General features: G+C 71.6%; 15 protein-coding genes and 1 tRNA gene. 5 read left to right on the top strand and 11 right to left on the bottom strand.

Features of this window, described 5'->3' with window-relative positions:
• Positions 1-9 precede the first annotated feature (9 nt).
• The 4 genes from H4W80_RS55585 to H4W80_RS55570 form a co-directional block, all read right to left on the bottom strand.
• Positions 10-633, bottom strand: a complete 624-nt coding sequence (locus tag H4W80_RS55585) for a DJ-1/PfpI family protein (protein WP_192792409.1) — start codon at positions 631-633, stop codon at positions 10-12.
• A 3-nt stretch (positions 634-636) separates the two neighbouring features.
• Positions 637-1,599, bottom strand: a complete 963-nt coding sequence (locus tag H4W80_RS55580) for a GlxA family transcriptional regulator (protein ID WP_192792408.1) — start codon at positions 1,597-1,599, stop codon at positions 637-639.
• A gap of 114 nt (positions 1,600-1,713) precedes the next feature.
• Positions 1,714-3,339, bottom strand: a complete 1,626-nt coding sequence (gene pruA, locus H4W80_RS55575) for an L-glutamate gamma-semialdehyde dehydrogenase (RefSeq protein WP_192792407.1) — start codon at positions 3,337-3,339, stop codon at positions 1,714-1,716.
• A complete protein-coding gene (locus H4W80_RS55570; RefSeq protein WP_192792406.1) occupies positions 3,339-4,256 on the bottom strand; it encodes a proline dehydrogenase family protein in 918 nt (305 codons plus the stop codon). Before H4W80_RS55570 ends, pruA begins: the two co-directional genes overlap by 1 nt.
• Before the next feature lie 75 nt (positions 4,257-4,331).
• On the opposite strand from H4W80_RS55570, the gene H4W80_RS63220 reads away from it, so the two are divergent.
• The gene (locus H4W80_RS63220) at positions 4,332-5,384 is read left to right on the top strand and encodes a PucR family transcriptional regulator (RefSeq protein WP_192792405.1); all 1,053 of its coding nucleotides are present in this window, start codon (positions 4,332-4,334) and stop codon (positions 5,382-5,384) included.
• 53 nt (positions 5,385-5,437) lie between these two features.
• On the opposite strand, the gene H4W80_RS55560 is transcribed toward H4W80_RS63220, so the two are convergent.
• Both H4W80_RS55560 and H4W80_RS55555 read right to left on the bottom strand, forming a co-directional pair.
• Positions 5,438-6,541 carry a glycosyltransferase gene (locus tag H4W80_RS55560; protein ID WP_192792404.1) on the bottom strand — a complete coding sequence of 368 codons (1,104 nt, stop codon included), beginning with the start codon at positions 6,539-6,541 and terminating at the stop codon, positions 5,438-5,440.
• A 127-nt stretch (positions 6,542-6,668) separates the two neighbouring features.
• Entirely contained in the window at positions 6,669-8,495 is a 1,827-nt protein-coding gene (locus H4W80_RS55555) for a SpoIIE family protein phosphatase (protein ID WP_192794345.1), read from the bottom strand.
• Between the two features lie 64 nt (positions 8,496-8,559).
• Between H4W80_RS55555 and H4W80_RS55550 the strand changes: the two genes are divergently transcribed.
• Positions 8,560-9,276, top strand: coding sequence for a GAF and ANTAR domain-containing protein (locus H4W80_RS55550; RefSeq protein WP_192792403.1), 717 nt, complete (start codon positions 8,560-8,562; stop codon positions 9,274-9,276).
• A 37-nt stretch (positions 9,277-9,313) separates the two neighbouring features.
• On the opposite strand, the gene H4W80_RS55545 is transcribed toward H4W80_RS55550, so the two are convergent.
• Complete coding sequence (locus tag H4W80_RS55545; protein ID WP_192794344.1) at positions 9,314-9,670, bottom strand: STAS domain-containing protein; 357 nt, start codon at positions 9,668-9,670, stop codon at positions 9,314-9,316.
• A 173-nt stretch (positions 9,671-9,843) separates the two neighbouring features.
• Between H4W80_RS55545 and H4W80_RS55540 the strand changes: the two genes are divergently transcribed.
• Together H4W80_RS55540 and H4W80_RS55535 are read left to right on the top strand one after the other, a co-directional pair.
• Complete coding sequence (locus H4W80_RS55540) at positions 9,844-10,614, top strand: SigB/SigF/SigG family RNA polymerase sigma factor (RefSeq protein WP_185073180.1); 771 nt, start codon at positions 9,844-9,846, stop codon at positions 10,612-10,614.
• 15 nt (positions 10,615-10,629) lie between these two features.
• Positions 10,630-11,043 (top strand): ATP-binding protein, encoded by a 414-nt coding sequence (locus H4W80_RS55535; RefSeq protein ID WP_192792402.1) that lies wholly within the window; start codon positions 10,630-10,632, stop codon positions 11,041-11,043.
• Positions 11,044-11,130: 87 nt separating this feature from the next.
• Here H4W80_RS55535 and H4W80_RS55530 read toward each other — a convergent pair whose 3' ends face one another.
• The 4 genes from H4W80_RS55530 to H4W80_RS55515 form a co-directional block, all read right to left on the bottom strand.
• Positions 11,131-11,328 (bottom strand): hypothetical protein, encoded by a 198-nt coding sequence (locus H4W80_RS55530; protein WP_185073178.1) that lies wholly within the window; start codon positions 11,326-11,328, stop codon positions 11,131-11,133.
• Between the two features lie 6 nt (positions 11,329-11,334).
• Positions 11,335-12,096: a hypothetical protein gene (locus H4W80_RS55525; protein ID WP_192792401.1), complete on the bottom strand. Its 762-nt coding sequence runs from the start codon at positions 12,094-12,096 to the stop codon at positions 11,335-11,337.
• An 8-nt stretch (positions 12,097-12,104) separates the two neighbouring features.
• Complete coding sequence (locus tag H4W80_RS55520; RefSeq protein ID WP_192792400.1) at positions 12,105-12,650, bottom strand: hypothetical protein; 546 nt, start codon at positions 12,648-12,650, stop codon at positions 12,105-12,107.
• Between the two features lie 69 nt (positions 12,651-12,719).
• A complete protein-coding gene (locus H4W80_RS55515) occupies positions 12,720-13,145 on the bottom strand; it encodes a hypothetical protein (protein ID WP_192792399.1) in 426 nt (141 codons plus the stop codon).
• Between the two features lie 95 nt (positions 13,146-13,240).
• Between H4W80_RS55515 and H4W80_RS55510 the strand changes: the two genes are divergently transcribed.
• Positions 13,241-13,314 (top strand) — tRNA-Pro (locus tag H4W80_RS55510).
• Positions 13,315-13,318: the final 4 nt, after the last annotated feature.

Here is a 13,318-nt window from a genome sequence, read left to right as displayed (position 1 = left end):
CGGAGGGGGTCAGCCGATGAGTTTGAGCGCCAGCTCGGTCAGGCCCTCCGGCGCCGTCTTCGGCGACCCCGCGTCGAACGGCGGGTGCGGGTCGTACTCGATCACGAGCTGCACCGACTGCGCGGTGATCTCGTCGGTGGCCTGGGCCAGCAGGGTCAGCGCCATGTCGATCCCCGCCGACACCCCCGCCGCGGTCACGATCCCGCCCTGGGTCACGACGCGCTCGCTCACCGGCTCGGCCCCGTACTGCGGCAGCATGTCGAGCAGGGCCCAGTGGCTGGTCGCCCTCAGCCCCTCCAGCAGCCCCGCCGCCGCCAGGACGAACGACCCGCTGCACACGGAGGTCGTCCACCGGCTGTGCTCGTGGGCCTGCCGCAGCCAGCCGAGCAGCGCCTCGTCGGACATGGCGTCGAACGTCCCCGGGCCGCCCGGGACCACGATCACGTCGGGGCGGGGCAGGTCCTCGTAGGAAGCCGTGGCGGTGAGGGTGAGCGTGCCCTGGTCGTCGGTGACCGGCCCGGGCTCGGCCGCGACGAACGTGACCGTCCAGCCGGGCGCGAAGGCCAGCACCGTGTACGGCCCGACCGCGTCGAGCGCGGTGAAGCGGGGATAGAGCGGGATCGCCACGTGCATCGTTTACTTCTCCTTCGATCGGAACCCGCGACGGTGGTCGCCGGGTGAGATCCGCCAGTGGCGGCGGAAGACGCGGTAGAGGGTCTCCGGCGTGCTGAGCCCCGACTCCCTGGCCACCCGGTCCAGCGGGTGGGCGGTGACCTCCAGGAGCCGCCTGGCGGCCTCGGCACGGCTGCGCTCGACGTACCGGCCGGGCGACAGGCCGGTCTGCCCGGTGAAGACGCGGGAGAAGTGGCGCTCGCTCATCCCCACCCGGGCGGCGAGCGCGGGCACGCTCAGGTCGGCGGCGGGGTTGGCGTCGATGTAGGCCTGCAACTCCCTGAGCGGCTCGCTGCGCGGCGTCATGGCCCGCATCGGGGTGCTGAACTGGCTCTGCCCGCCCGGCCTGTGCAGGTACACCACGAGGCCGCGGGCGACGTCGCGGGCGAGCGCGTGGCCGTGGTCCCTGGCCACCAGCGCGAGCGCGAGGTCCACGCCGGACAGGACGCCCGCCGAGGTCCAGACGTCGCCGTCCTCGATGTAGAGGGGGTCGGCGTCCACCTCGACGCACTCGTAGCGGGCGGCCAGCTCGCCGGCGGACAGCCAGTGCGTGGTGGCCCGCCGGTGGTCCAGCAGCCCGGCCTCGGCCAGCAGGAACGCCCCGTTGCACACGGACGCGACCCGCCGCGCGCCCGCGGCCAGCCGGGCGACGGCCTCGACGAGCTCCCGGTCGCCGAGCTGCCCGGGGACCGACATCCCGCCCACGACCATGAGCGTGTCGACGGGCCCGGTGACCTCGCCGAGGGCGCGGGCCGTGACGGCGATCCCGTTGCCGGAGGGCACGGGACCGGCCCGCACGGCGGCCACCTCGACCTGGTAGCCGTCCTCGGGCGCCAGCAGCGCCGCCGTCGCGAACACGTCGGACGGCCCGGCCAGGTCGAGCAGCTGGAAGCCGGGGAAGACGACCATCACAACCCGTCGCTGCATGTCTTCATGCTGGTGGCGGGGCTGTCAAGGCGTCAACGACACAAACATTGCACATTACGCCATGAGCCCCCCGGGGCAGGACCGGGGGGCTCATGGGCCGGATGGGCTGAAAAATCAGCCCATGTGCGGATAACGATGGTCGGTGGGCGGGACGAACGTCTCCTTGATCGTGCGGGCGTTCACCCAGCGGATCAGGTTGAAGATCGAGCCCGCCTTGTCGTTGGTGCCCGAGGCGCGGGCGCCGCCGAACGGCTGCTGGCCCACGACCGCGCCCGTCGGCTTGTCGTTGACGTAGAAGTTGCCCGCCGCGAAGCGCAGCCGGTCGGACGCCGACGCGATGGCGTAGCGGTCCTGGGCGATGATCGAGCCGGTCAGCGCGTACGGGGCGATGCCCTCCATCTGGTCGAGCACCGCGTCGAAGTCGCGGTCCTCGTAGACGTGCACGCCCAGGATCGGCCCGAAGTACTCCTTGACGAAGATCTCGTCAGTGGGGTCGGCCGACTCCAGGATGGTCGGCTTGACGAAGTAGCCGACGCTGTCGTCGTACGAGCCGGTGAGGACGTCGATGTTCGCGGCCGCCCGCGCCCGGTCGATGGCCTCCTTGTGCTTGGCGAAGGCCCGGGCGTCGATGACCCCGCCCATGAACGTCGACAGGTCGCCCGACACGTCGCCCACGGTCAGCGACTCGGCGGTGGCCACGAAGTCGTCGCGCATCCGGTTCCAGACCGAGCGCGGCACGTACGCCCGCGAGGCCGCCGAGCACTTCTGCCCCTGGTACTCGAAGGCGCCCCTGACCAGCGCCGTCGAGAGCACGGCCGGGTCGGCGGACGGGTGGGCGAGCACGAAGTCCTTGCCGCCGGTCTCGCCGACGAGGCGCGGGTAGCCGTGGTAGGCGGCGATGTTCCGGCCGACGGTGCTCCACAGGTGCTGGAACGTCGCCGTGGAGCCGGTGAAGTGGATCCCGGCCAGGGCCGGGTGCCCGAGCGCCACCTCGGAGACGGCCTGGCCGTTGCCGGTGACCATGTTGATCACGCCGGGAGGCAGCCCGGCCGCCTCCAGCAGCCGCATCGTGAAGTGCGCGGCGAACTGCTGGGTCGGCGACGGCTTCCAGACGACGACATTCCCCATCAAAGCCGCAGAAGTCGGCAAATTTCCGGCGATGGCGGTGAAGTTGAACGGCGTGATCGCCAGCACGAAGCCTTCGAGCGGCCGGTACTCCATCCGGTTCCACACGCCGGGCGACGAGATCGGCTGGTCGGCGTAGAGCTGGCGGGCGTAGGCCACGTTGAAGCGCAGGAAGTCGATCAGCTCGCAGGCCGAGTCGATCTCCGCCTGCTGCGCCGACTTCGACTGGCCCAGCACGGTCGCCGCGTTGAGCGTGGCCCGCCACGGCCCGGACAGCAGGTCGGCGGCCTTGAGGAAGATCGCCGCCCGCTCGTCGAACGACAGGGCCCGCCACGCGGGCGCCGCCCGCAGCGCCGCGTCCACCGCGTCCTGCACGTCCCGGGCCGTAGCGTCGTTGGTACGGCCCAGGACGGCGGCGTGGTTGTGCGGTTGCACCACGTCGATGGGGGCGCCACCGCCGAGGCGCTGCTCGCCGTCGATGGTCATGGTCAGGTCGATCGACGACCCGGCCAGCTCCTTGATGCGGTCCTCCAGCGCCGACCGCTCGGCGCTGCCCGGCGCGTAGCCGTAGACGCGCTCGTTGGCCGGCACGGGAACGTTGCTGATGGCATCCATTACTTACCCCCAAGGGCGCGAAGGAAGAAGGCGACGTTGGCGGGGCGCTCCGCGAGGCGGCGCATGAAGTAGCCGTACCAGTCGTCGCCGTAGGGGACGTAGACACGGACCGTGTGGCCGGCCCCGGCCAGGGACTCCTGCAGGTCGGTCCGGATTCCGTAGAGCATCTGGAACTCGTGGTCGCCGATCGTCCGCCCGAACCGGTCGGCGAGCACCTCCGTGATCGCGATCATGCGATCGTCGTGCGTCGCCACCATGGGGTAACCCTTCCCCGCCATGAGGATGCGCAGGCATCGCACGTACGCCTTGTCCACGGCGCCGCGCCCCTGGTGCGCGACGGAGGCGGGCTCGCGGTAGGCGCCCTTGACCAGGCGCACCCGGGAGCCCTCGGCGGCCAGGTCGCGGCAGTCGGCCTCGCTGCGGAACAGGTACGCCTGGATCGCCACCCCGGTCGACGGATAGTCCTCGCGCAGCTTGCGCAGGATGGTCAGCGTCGAGTCGACGGTGGTGTGGTCCTCCATGTCGAGCGTGACGGTCGAGCCGTTGCGCGCCGCCGCGGCGCAGATCTCGCGGGCGTGCTCCAGCGCCATCGCGTCGTCGAGCCGCTGCCCCACGGCCGACAGCTTGACCGACACCTCGCCCCGGGCGCCGAGGTCGAGCGGCCTGACGGCGTCGAGCAGCGTGAGGTAGGCGTTCGCGGTGGCCTCGGCGGCCCGCGCGTCGCGCGTCTCCTCGCCGAGGTGGTCGACGGTGACGGCGAGTTTCATGTCGCGCAGGCGCTCGATGGCGTCGCGGGCCTCCTGGACGCTCTCGCCCGCGACGAACCGATCGACCACCTTCCTGGTGAGCGGGAAGGCCGACACGGCACGACGTACGACGCCGCTCCCGGACGCGGCGAGGAGCACTTGACCCAGCATGCCTCAAGTCTAAAAACGCAGCTCAGCGGGGGCCATCGACGTGCGTAACGGCCGATGTGGCAGGCTGTCATACAAATGCACAACACGGCAGACCTGCAAGAGATCGTCGACGAGATCGCCGCCCGGCTGGGGGCGTCCGCGACGCTGGAGGACCGCTCGTTCCGGCTGCTGGCGTACGGGGCGCAGCACGGCGACATCGACACGGTCCGCCAGGAGTCGATCCTGCGCCGGCGCGCCACCGGGGAGGTGCGCGACTACTTCGAGCGCTACGGCATCGCCAAGGCCCCGGGCCCGGTCCGGATCCCCGCCGACGCCGAGCTCGGCGTCCTGGCCAGGGTGTGCTGGCCGCTGCGCCACGGCGAGGTCACCTACGGCTATCTGTGGCTGCTCGACTCGGGCTCGCTCGCGGCGCTCGAATCCGTCGCGCCGCTGGTGGCCAGGGCCGCCGCCGCCCTCGCCCAGGAGGCCAGGAGCCGGCAGGACCTCGGCCGCGGCCTGCTCGCCCTCTTCTCGGCCGACCCGTCCGAGCGGGCGGGCGCGGCCATCGAGGTGCCGGGCCCCGTCGCGGCGATCGCCGTACGCGAGTCGGCCGAGCGCCTCGCCGCCCTCTGGACGCTGCCGCGCGGCGTCCTGGCCCGCCCCGGCTCCCCCGTCGCCCTGCTCGCCCCCGCCCACCTCGCGGGCGAGGTGGCGCAGACCCTGCAGAGCGCGTATGGCACCGCCGCCGGCATCGGCGCGCCCCGGGCGGACCCGGCCGACGCCTGGCTGAGCTGGCGCGAGGCCCGCCACGCCCTGCGCGTGGCCGAGCACTTCCCCCGGTACGCGCCCGTCGCCCGCTGGGAGGACCTGGGCGTGCACCGCCTGCTGGCCAGGCTCGGCCAGGCGGACCTGCGCGAGCTGGCGGCCGAGACCGCGGTCCTGGACGGCGAGCTGGCCGAGACCGTGGAGGCCTACCTCGACCACGGCGGCCACGCCCAGAAGACGGCCGCGGAGCTCGGCATCCACCGCCAGACGCTCTACTACCGGCTGGGCAAGGCCGAGCGTCTCACCCACCGGGATCTCTCGGACGGCGACGACCGCCTGGCCGTGCACCTGGGGCTCAAGGCCGCCCGGCTCTGCGGACACTGACCACCTCATGGTGCCGGCAGGCGGCTGCTGCCGCCTGCCGGGGTTTCGGTGGTTCAGGCGCAGGCCGCCTCGTACACCCTTACCAGTTCCTGGCTCACCCGCTCCCAGGAGTAGCGCGAGCGCGCCCGGTCGGCGCCGGCGTAGCCCAGCGCGGTCCGCAGGGTCGGGTCCCACAGCAGCTCGCGGGCCAGCCGCGCGGTGCGCGCCGGCCGGTCCGGGGGAACCAGCAGCCCGGTGACGCCGTCGATGACGGAGTCCAGGTGGGCGCCGACGGCCGAGGCGATCACCGGTACGCCGCAGGCCATCGCCTCCAGCGCGACGATGCCGGTCACGGCCTCGCGCGGCACCGACACCACGGCGTCCGCGCTGCGCATGAGCTTCGGCACGGCGGACCGCTTGACCTGACCCAGCAGCGTCACCTGGGCGGCGACGTCGAGCTGCTCGGCCAGCGCGCGCAGCCGGCAGGCGTCCTGGTCGGTGTCGAGGTCCTCGGGCTCGGGCCCGCCCGCGATGACCAGCTCGACGTCGCCGAGCCCCGGCAGCGCCCGCACGACGGTGTCCGCGCCGCGATCCACCGTCAGCGGGCCGACGTGCAGGAGCCGCTTGCGCGTGCCCTTCGTGGCCACCGCGCCGCGGCGCTGGAAGCGCTCGGTGTCGACGCCGTACGGGACGACGGCGATGTGGTTGCGCGGCACGCCCAGCCGGATCAGCGCCGACTCCTCGTCCCCGGAGCCCGCGATGACCGCGTTGGCCCGGCGGCCGAGGGCCAGCTCCAGCTCCTTGTGCGAGGCGTCGACCGTGTGGAAAGTCTGCGTGACCGGCACCCCCAGCCCGTTGGCACCCGCCACCGCCACCAGCCCACCGGTCCACGAATGCGCGTGGATCACATCGGGCCGCTCCTGGCTCCATCGCCGCATCAGGTGCTCGCCGACGTCGTTCAGGTAGGGAACGACGCCGTCGGCCGACAACTCCTGGGCCGGGCCCACGTCGATCTGCTCCAACGTGACCCCCGGGGCCACCCGCGTCTTGGGCTTGCCCTCAATGCTGTCACGACGGGAGTAGACGGTGACGTGGTGTTCGCGGCCGAGCTCACGGGCGACGGAAAGGATGCGGTCACGCCGGTTGCTCTCAGCGGAAGCTACGATCGCGATATTCATGGCACACCTCAGCGAAGAAAGACTGGAAGGTGCGCCTGCGTCTTAGGCACATGTCTACGCTTCCGACCATACCCAGTTTTGACTCGATCGCAAACCCCCAAAAATCAGACATCTCTGACTTTGCAGGTCAGACCCCACGTAGCGCGAGGATCACAATCTCGTCCCACACCTGGCCGCCCGAGAAGGCGTGCCGGTCGGCCTCCAGCGCCTTGACCACGGTGGACGGCGACTGTCCCGCGCACCGGCCGAGCACGTCGGCCAGCCGTTCCTCGCCGTACGGCTCCCCCCGGTCGTTCCTGGAGGAGATCAGCCCCTCCGAATAGAGCACCAGCGTCTCGCCCACGGCCACCGTCAGCCGTTCCACGCTGGTCTCCGCCTCGGGCGCCAGGCCCAGCGGCACGCCGCCGCCCGCGGCGAAGCGCACGGCGCCGTCGGCCTGCAGCAGCGCGGCGGGATGGTGCCCGGCCGACGACAGCCTGATCTCGCGCCCCTTCACGAAGCCCGCCACGGCCATCACGAACATGCCCGTGCCCTGCGCGACCAGGGCCTCGTTGACCTTGCGCATCACCAGGTCGGGGTCGGACTCCCAGACGCCGAGGACCCGCAGGCCGCCGCGTACCATCGCGCTGACCGACGCGGCCTCCTCGCCCTTGCCGACGGCGCCGCCCAGCGCGAACCCCCACCCGGACGACACCGGGAACACGTCGTAGAACTCGGCGCCCACCGACGCCCCGGGATGGTAGACGGCCGCCGCCTCGTAGCCGGGCACGTCGGGCAGCGTGCGGGGCGCGACGCTCGCCGACAGCGCGTCCGCCGCCCGCGAACGGCTCTGGAAGCTGGTCTGGGCCCGTACGGCCAGCCCGAGCTGCAGCCCGACCTCCTGCATGACGGCCAGGTCGGCCAGCGTGAACGGGCGCCGGTCGTGCGCGCGCACCAGCGTGAGCACGCCGTCGCCGGAGCCGATCGGCACGCTCAGCATCGAGCCCGCGCCCATCGCCGTCAGCAGCGGCCCGTCCGCGCAGAACCCGAGCAGGCTGTCGTCGTCCAGCATCTCCTGCACCACGCCGGAGCCGCGCTCCAGCACCTGCATCACGACCTGGCTGCCCGCCGGATCCGCGGACTCCACCTGGCGGACCAGATCGCCCAGCGGATGGTTCTTCGGCGCCACCACGACCGAGCGGCGCAGCACCCCGCCGCGCACCATGTCCGCGACCACCCAGTCGGCCCACTCGGCCGCCAGCAGCCGCGTCGCCCTCGGCAGCGCGACCGGGCGCAGCAGCGTCTCCTCCTCGAGCAGCAGATTGGCCATCTTGACCAGCAGGTCCTGCCGCTTGGCCGCCGCCAGCAGCAGCGCGCCGTCGGACTGCTCGGGCCGCCGCGCGCCCGGCTCGGGCAGCTGCACCTCGGTCGGCAGCGCCACCGCCGCCACCATCTGCTGCGGCTCGCCCGGCATGGTCATCCTGGTCAGCGCCAGCTGGACGGTGTGCGTGCGCCCCTGGTGCGCCAGCCGCGTCTCGAACGCCGCCGGCTGGCCCGTCTGGAGCACCGCCGTCAGGTGCGACCGGAACGCGGCCCGCCGCGAGACGTCCACCAGCAGCGGGAACGACCGGCCCACCAGGTAGCCGTCGGGGCTGCCGAGCAATTGCGAGGTCTCGGGGTTGATCCGCCTGACCACGCCACCGCCGTCCAGCACGATGACCGGCACCGGGAAGGCCCGGAACACCTGACGCAGCAGCTTCAGCTCCCGCTGCGTGCCGTCCTTCTTTCCGCCCGCCCGCTTGGGCGCCTTCTGCAGCGCCTCTCGGGCCTCGGCCAGCAGTTCGGCGGCGGTGTCGAGCTCGGCAAGGGCGGCGTCGAGCGTGGGCGCGAGGTCGGCGGGATAGGCGGTTCGCGCTTCGCGAAGCGACGACACGCGTCCGGCCAACGCGTCCAGCGCTTGTTCGAGGTCCGGCATGGTCACCCTCTGACGCTACGTCACAAGGGATATGGGAGGCCATATGGGGTACAGGCTTGCTGCTATGAAATCAACTGCGATGATCACCCCCGGTCTCGCCCGCGACCTTGCCGCACTGGGCCGGCTGGGCGAGGACACCTCCACGGAACGCGTGCTGCGTGGGCTCACCACGGCGCTGGCCGCCGGCGTACCGGGCTGTTCGGGAGCCTCGGCCGAGCACTGGCGCGACCACCGGGTCCTGGTGTCCGGCTCCCACAGCGAGCTGATCATGCTCGTCGAGGGCGAACGCGCGCTCGGCGAGGGCCCGTCCGTCGAGGCCCGGCAGAGCGGCGCCCGCGCCGGCGTGGCCGACGTGCTCAACGAGCCCCGCTGGCCCCGCTACGACGCGCTGGCCAGCCGCTGGGGCGTGCGCTCCGTGCTGGTCGTGCCCATCGACGTGGCGCCCGCCCTGCTGCTGGTCGGCCTCTATTCGGTACGCCCAGGGGCGTTCTCCCCCCAGGGCGCCCACTCGCTGGCCGACATGCTGACCGAGCAGGTCGGGGTGGCGATGGCCAACATGTGGGAGTTCGAGGAGGTGCGCACCGACGCCGCGCAGCTCCAGGAGGCCCTCGCCGGACGGTCGGTGATCGACCAGGCCAAGGGCATCATCATGCAGACCAGCGGATGCACCGCCGAGGCCGCGTTCGAGGAGCTGCGCAAGATCTCCCAGCACCACCAGGTCAAGGTGGCCGACCTCGCCAGGCTCCTGGTCGACGAGCACCAGCGGAAGTCGAAGCGCTGACCCTTGTCTGTCTGGCCTGTCTCTTTGGCCCCCGTCCTCAGCCGATGGCCGCCAGCGCGTCGTCGAGCGTGTCGTACAGGGGCAGCCGCTGGGCCAGTCCGGTGATCCACATCACCTTGGACTTGGAGTATTCGACCCCGATGAGCGCGAACCTGGCGCCCGACGCCAGGCTCGTCTGCCAGTGGTGGACGATGAGCCCGAGCGCGCGAGAGTCCATGAACGTGACCCCGGCCAGGTCCAGAATCAGGTCCGGCCCCGCCAGGGACAGGTAGTCGGCGAACTGCTCGCGGGTCGTGGCATCGAGGACGCCGTCAACCTTGATCACGGTGATCTCGTCCACCGTCGACGACGTCAGGCTCAGGGCCGCCATGGACCCCTCGCCGCTATCCGGCATTGTCACGGAGCAACCTTACTGTCACCACAGAAGGGAGGAATACTTCCCGCGAAACGGGGGACACTTGATGCGGAGTCCAGCAGCGGGCTTTCGTCTCGAGAGTTGAGCGAGGCGTGCCTCTGCCTGGGCTTTTTTGCTGGAGAGGCCGCCTGCGACCCATAAGAGGAGCAGCGATGGCTGTACAGGAATACGTCCTCGAGGAGATGACCGCGGAAGAACTCCTGGCCGAAATGGTCCGGGAAGACACCCTCGACAGTCACAGAGAGCGACTGCGCGAGCGGATCGTCGAGATGCACCGGCCGCTCGCCATGGAGATCGCGCGGCGCTACCGCTACCGCGGCGAGCCTCTGGAGGACCTTCTCCAGGCCGCTTACGTCGGCCTGATGAAAGCCGTCAACGGCTTCGACCCGACCCTCGGCCACGCGTTCAGGGGCTACGCGGTCGTCACGATGACCGGCGAGGTCAAGCGCCACTTCCGCGACCGCACCTGGGCCATCCGGGTGCCGCGTCTCTACCAGGAGCGCCGCTCGGAGCTCAACCGGCTGGTCGCCGACCTCAGCCAGGACCTCGGCAGGTCGCCCACGGTGGCCGAGCTGGCCGCCAAGATGAACATCAGCGAGGAGGACGTCCTGCTGACCCTCGACGCCTCCGCCGCCTACAGCACCCTGTCGCTCGACGCGCCGCTCGGCACCGACGACGACGCCGCCTCCCTCGGCGACGTCATCCCCGAGGACGACGACACGCTGAGCACCATGGTCGACCGGGAGGCCGTCAAGCCGCTCATCGACGCGCTGCCCTCGCGCGAGAAGCACATCCTGCTGCTTCGGTTCTTCGGCAACATGACGCAGGCCGAGATCGCCGCCGAGTTCGGGATCTCCCAGATGCACGTCTCACGTATCCTCCGCAAGGTTCTCGACCAGCTTCGCTCCGAGCTGGTCGGCTGAGAAGAAGGTCGCCGGGTGAACGAGGACGGGGAGCCTCAGTCGGGCTACACGAGCCCGCCGCCCGGCGCGCCCGTGAAAGAGCTCCGCTTCCGACTGCCGGACCTGCCGCAGGTCCGGCAGTTCGCTGAGGACGAGGCCCGCGACGCCGGCATGCCCGAGGACGCCATCGGGGACTTCGTCATCGCGGTCAACGAGGTCGCCACCAACGCCGTCACCCACGGGGCCGACCGGGCCTCCATGCGTACCTGGACGGTGAGCGGCGACCTGATCGTGGAGGTGCACGACGAGGGCGCCTGGAAGCCTGGGCCCAGACCGGACGCGGTGGGCGGGATGGGGTTGTGGGTGGCCCGGCTGGTGTCGTCGGACCTGACCGTACGGGTCGGGAACGGCGGCAGCACCGTCATCATGCGCTTCCCCGGAAAGGAGTGACGGGAGGCCGCCGCCTTCGGCGACCTCCCGTTCCAGGGCCTCACCGGCTGGGGCCGTTGACCGGCGGGGCCCGTTCGTACGTGCCGTCTACCTACGGGCCCGGCCACGCCAGTTGCTGTAGCCGGTACGGATGCCGGCCGTGCCGACGCCCGCCTGATGCAGCGCCAGCAGCGTCAGGCCCAGCAGGACGAACGTCATGCCGGAGAACCCGCCGGGGATCCGGGCGCCGACCAGGTCGAGCAGGAATCCCAGCCCGAAGATGATCGCTGCGACTACCGCGAGCATGTCAGATCACCTCTTTCCCCAGGTCTGGAGCTCGGGCTGGGTCTGGTGGCCGGAGAGGGCGAGCAGGCGTTCCAGGACGTTCCTGTAGTCGCGCAGCGCCAGGCGCATCTGCTCGGTGTCGGCCGCCTCGGTGTCCTTCCAGCGGTCGCGCAGGCCGTTCGTGCGGGTGGTGAGGCTGCTGGTGAGGGCGTCGACGACCTCGCCGACCAGCCCGTCGGCACGCCGCACGGCCTCGCCGGGATCGTCGACGAACGACGCCTGCAGGTCGCGCCAGCGGGCCTGCACCTGGTCCGGGTCCTGGTCGAACAGGACGATGTCGTCGGGGGCGGCGTGCGCCGGGACGTCGCCCGGCTCGGTCTCCGGTCCTGCCGTCGTGTCCTCGCCGGTCCTGGCGTAGGGGTCGCGGTACGCGCCGTCGTCGTACTCGGCCGCGGGCGGCGTCACCGCGCCGGGCACGGCCCCGGGAACGGCGCCAGGGACGGCAGCGGCGTACTCGTCGCCGGCGCGCGGGCTGTGCCGCTCCGGCTCGTCGTCGCCCGCGACCCGGACGTCGCCGGGGACCCGGCCATTGTCCAGGACAATACGGTCATCGTTTGCGGCATGGACGTCGCCCGCGCGGTCGCCGTCGAGCTCGCGCTCGTCCGCGTACCCGTCGGTGCGGGCGTCGAAGCGGTCGCCGGAGCGCTCGTCGGGGAACTCGTCAGGGAGCCCGTCGCGGCGGGCGCGCTCCTCCTCGCTGCCGCTCCTGGGGGTGCTGGGGGTGCTCATGTGCTCGTTCACCGTCCTCGTGTGGTCTCCTGCAGCAGTTCCTCGAACAGCGCGCGGTAGTGCACCATGGCCTGCCGCAGCTCCTCCGTGGAGGCCTCCTTCCTGGCCGCCCGCCCGCTGATCTCGTGGGCCGTCCGGTAGTGGTCGAGAGTCTTCGCGTGCCCCACCGACAGGGTGGACAGCCGCTCCTCGTAGTTCTCCGTCGGGTAGCCCCGTTCGGCCATGACCGAGGTGACCAGCTGATCGGCCTCGGTCACCGCGAAGCCGGGCGCGTCGACGAAGCGCTCCTGCACCTCGGTCCACTGGTTCGCGTAGGTGTCGCGCGACTCTTCCGTCAGGGGGTGGAGGTCGAGCTCCGCATGCCGGCGCTCCCGGTCGAGCAGCTCCTGCTCGGCCTCGCGGCGGGTGTCGTGCTCGGCGACTATGCGTTCGTACTCCGGGCCGAAACGTTCGCGGAGATGGTCGCGGCGCCTCTGCTGCAGCACGAGATACCCGACTGCGACGAGCGCCACCACCACGACCGCGACGACGGCCACCCAGATTAAGGTGGTCATGTTGTTCGCCTCCGGTCTCTGTCTTGAGACCAGCGACTGCCCTCGAACAGTGGGTCGAAACCCACCGTCTCAGCGGGCTTCCAGTGCCTGCCTGGCCGCGGCCAGCACCGCCGCGACATGTGAGCCCGTCGGTGCGGCGGGGATCTCGCTGAACCCTTCGGCCGCGTCGTACCGCACGTCGAGCCCCTCGTCCACGAGCCGCTGAGCCCACCGCAGAGCCGTGTTCAGCCGCTCGGCCGCGGGCGGCTTCCCCTGCGCGGCCGCTGACAGATTACGCAGATTGGTGGCGGGCCCGGACTGGGAGTGCTCGCGTGCCAGCTTCCACGGGACGGCCCGGCTGTGGTCGAGCATCGGCTTGGCCAGCCCGGCGGCCCGCTTGGCCTGCAGCACCCCGGACTCGCTGACCCCGAAGTGCGCGGCCAGCTCCTGCACGTTCATCCCCTCGGCCACCAACCTGGCCAGCTCCCGCCGATCGATGGTCGGTTTCCGCCCCACTCGGCCACCTCCGCCCCAGCTCTCCGTGTACGCGTGCACCTCCGATGTGCGCTAAGGTTATGACGTCCCGCTCCGCAGGGAGCGGCCGACACGACCGGGACGTAGCGCAGCTTGGTAGCGCACTTGACTGGGGGTCAAGGGGTCGCAGGTTCAAATCCTGTCGTCCCGACTGG

The sequence above is a fragment of the Nonomuraea angiospora genome (assembly GCF_014873145.1).
GTDB classification, from domain to species: Bacteria; Actinomycetota; Actinomycetes; order Streptosporangiales; family Streptosporangiaceae; genus Nonomuraea; species Nonomuraea angiospora.
This window is presented reverse-complemented; position numbering and strand designations above follow the sequence as displayed.

Bases quoted from the DNA above. Each gene is read 5' to 3' on its own strand.
- H4W80_RS55585 (WP_192792409.1), bottom strand. From the start codon at position 633: ATGCACGTGGCGATCCCGCTCTATCCCCGCTTCACCGCGCTCGACGCG.
- H4W80_RS55580 (WP_192792408.1), bottom strand. From the start codon at position 1,599: ATGCAGCGACGGGTTGTGATGGTCGTCTTCCCCGGCTTCCAGCTGCTC.
- pruA (WP_192792407.1), bottom strand. From the start codon at position 3,339: ATGGATGCCATCAGCAACGTTCCCGTGCCGGCCAACGAGCGCGTCTAC.
- H4W80_RS55570 (WP_192792406.1), bottom strand. From the start codon at position 4,256: ATGCTGGGTCAAGTGCTCCTCGCCGCGTCCGGGAGCGGCGTCGTACGT.
- H4W80_RS63220 (WP_192792405.1), top strand. From the start codon at position 4,332: ATGCACAACACGGCAGACCTGCAAGAGATCGTCGACGAGATCGCCGCC.
- H4W80_RS55560 (WP_192792404.1), bottom strand. From the start codon at position 6,541: ATGAATATCGCGATCGTAGCTTCCGCTGAGAGCAACCGGCGTGACCGC.
- H4W80_RS55555 (WP_192794345.1), bottom strand. From the start codon at position 8,495: ATGCCGGACCTCGAACAAGCGCTGGACGCGTTGGCCGGACGCGTGTCG.
- H4W80_RS55550 (WP_192792403.1), top strand. From the start codon at position 8,560: ATGAAATCAACTGCGATGATCACCCCCGGTCTCGCCCGCGACCTTGCC.
- H4W80_RS55545 (WP_192794344.1), bottom strand. From the start codon at position 9,670: ATGCCGGATAGCGGCGAGGGGTCCATGGCGGCCCTGAGCCTGACGTCG.
- H4W80_RS55540 (WP_185073180.1), top strand. From the start codon at position 9,844: ATGGCTGTACAGGAATACGTCCTCGAGGAGATGACCGCGGAAGAACTC.
- H4W80_RS55530 (WP_185073178.1), bottom strand. From the start codon at position 11,328: ATGCTCGCGGTAGTCGCAGCGATCATCTTCGGGCTGGGATTCCTGCTC.
- H4W80_RS55525 (WP_192792401.1), bottom strand. From the start codon at position 12,096: ATGAGCACCCCCAGCACCCCCAGGAGCGGCAGCGAGGAGGAGCGCGCC.
- H4W80_RS55520 (WP_192792400.1), bottom strand. From the start codon at position 12,650: ATGACCACCTTAATCTGGGTGGCCGTCGTCGCGGTCGTGGTGGTGGCG.